The following is a 1,428-nucleotide window of genomic DNA, read 5'->3' as shown; positions in this document are numbered from 1 at the left end:
CAAGTAATAATATGATTAGAATATTTGGTGCCAAAGAGATAACGAAAGGCTAACAACGTGTATAGTTCATAGTGTTTAAGGATTGTTCGGGATATTCTGCCGAATTTCAGCACTCTTGGTCTTTTTTGCTAACTTAGTTTCTCAGCACTACAAACCATACACGAACACGTTGTGCTTCATTACTACTTCGCCTAAGCTACGTAGTAGGCACTATAACCAACCAATATCCAATGATATTATCGAGCCAATATTTACATAGTAAATCAAATGTCCAGTGGACATTTGAGCGAGATAGCCGCTTGCGGTAAAACCAAATGTTTAACTTAGATCATGATTAAGTTTTTTAGACGAATTCGCTACAACCTTATGGAGAAAAACAAAACTGGAAAGTATATCAAGTATGCCATTGGGGAAATAGTTCTTGTGGTTATTGGGATTTTGATTGCACTACAAATCAATAATTGGAATGAATCGCGAAAAGACCAGCACGAATTAACCAACATCCTTCAGAATATCGTAACAGACATGAGAGTAGATGCGCTAAGTTTAAAGGATAATTTGGAATACGCTAATGAAGAGAATAAGAGAATAAAAATGTTTTTAAATAATAAGGACTACAGTGGGTTTACGCGTGACAGCCTCCAGAAAAGTCTGCAAGTATACTCTTATCATTCCATTTGGCGTACGAGTGGTTTCGATAACTTGAAAAATTCTGGTATCACTGAGTATGGAGAATACGAGAAAGTTGTAAAAAGGATTAAAGACTATTATGACCAGTGGATTCCGATGATAAAATCTTTAGAAGATGATTTTGAACAATCGGTTATTAAATCAGATGATTATTGGCGTTTTGAAGAGAAGTCCTATGAGTTAATCTATGAATCAGGATTACACTCCGATCAAAGTGATGAAGCCGCCATTGTCATATTAACGGCTTTGGCAAAATCACCGATACCAAGGAAAATTTTAATTACAAATTATCAATTTAATGAAGAGCTTATAGGTGCCTACGAAAGCTATATGCTCGGTATTGACGGAACAGTTAAGGAAATAGAAGATGCGCTATTAGAAGTCAATTAAAGGTAAATAAATATATTTTCTAAATCGAAAAATAGAATATTTCGAAAAATAACGAAAGCACAACAAAGGCTATAATTCATTTTGGTATTCTGCCAACTTCAAAAGAATTACTACCTTGATCATTAATAACGGCATGATAGTTTAGTGGCGGGCAGTTTTGCTCACCGGCCCGGGGCGCCGGAGCAAGTTTGCGGGCATTTCGGCGCATCCTGCGGCGCAAAACTGGAGGATCAAAACAAATCATAGCCTGGACCGTTGTGCTTCATTATAAGAAACCGCTAACCAATGATAAAATTCTTTAGAAAAATCCGTCAAAATTTACTTTCTGAAGGGAAAACCGGGAAGTAT

General features: G+C 36.4%; 1 protein-coding gene. It reads left to right on the top strand.

All coding sequences use genetic code 11. The annotated features are described in order from the left end of the window. Positions 1-366: 366 nt before the first annotated feature. Positions 367-1,080, top strand: coding sequence for a DUF6090 family protein (locus tag J1G40_RS18235; RefSeq protein WP_265244097.1), 714 nt, complete (start codon positions 367-369; stop codon positions 1,078-1,080). The last annotated feature ends 348 nt before the right edge of the window (positions 1,081-1,428 follow it).

Source organism: Muriicola sp. Z0-33, from assembly GCF_026126425.1.
In the GTDB taxonomy this organism is placed as follows: domain Bacteria; phylum Bacteroidota; class Bacteroidia; order Flavobacteriales; family Flavobacteriaceae; genus JAFMPW01.
The sequence above is the reverse complement of the archived record's forward strand: the minus strand, read 5'-3'. Positions and strand labels throughout refer to the sequence as shown.

Bases quoted from the DNA above. Each gene is read 5' to 3' on its own strand.
- J1G40_RS18235 (WP_265244097.1), top strand. From the start codon at position 367: ATGGAGAAAAACAAAACTGGAAAGTATATCAAGTATGCCATTGGGGAA.